At 67.4% G+C, this 337-nt stretch carries 1 protein-coding gene; it reads right to left on the reverse strand.

The window, feature by feature from the left end:
* A partial coding sequence (locus HA630_RS00540; protein ID WP_208299883.1) for an acyl-CoA dehydrogenase family protein occupies positions 1-298 on the reverse strand: 298 nt, incomplete at its 3' end.
* Between the last annotated feature and the right edge of the window lie 39 nt (positions 299-337).

Below are 337 nucleotides of genomic sequence, written 5' to 3' on the forward strand. Positions count from 1 at the left end.
TGTGCGCGCCGTAGCTCAGGCCGACGCTGGCCGAGGCGCGGGAGATCTCCTCCATCGCGATCATGTGCGCCAGGTAGCCCATGTTGGCGCCGCCGTATTCCTCGCCCACGGTGATACCGAGCACGCCCAGGTCGCCCATCTTGCGCCACAGGTCCATGGGGAACTGGTCGTCGCGGTCGATCGCGGCGGCGCGTGGGGCGATTTCGGCCTGGGCGAAGTCGCGCACCGCGTCGCGCAGGGCATTGATGTCGTCGCCGAGCATGAAGTCCAGGCCGGGCAGTGGGGGCAAAGCGCTCATGGTGGGGTCTCCTGTGGGGAAATCGGAAGAAAAAAGGGG

The sequence above is a fragment of the Aquabacterium sp. A08 genome (assembly GCF_011742065.1).